Raw genomic sequence first — 233 nt, forward strand, 5'->3', positions numbered from 1 at the left:
GTCCGCTGCGCCATATTCGGTTATCTGGAACGCTGAACGCCAGGTCACCACGGAAAAGCCCGCTTAACGCGGGTTTTTTTCTGTCTAAAAGTTTGTAAGTTGTTCCTGCAGGTCGCGTCGTTTTATGGGTTTTCAGATTTTTTTGAAGAATTATTCAATTAAATCAACACTTTATGAAAATCTGTGGCACAATGCGCCCCGCAACGAAGGTAAAGGGTGATTAGCTCAGCTGG

Source organism: Pseudomonas fluorescens, assembly GCF_000968015.1.
In the GTDB taxonomy this organism is placed as follows: domain Bacteria; phylum Pseudomonadota; class Gammaproteobacteria; order Pseudomonadales; family Pseudomonadaceae; genus Aquipseudomonas; species Aquipseudomonas fluorescens_W.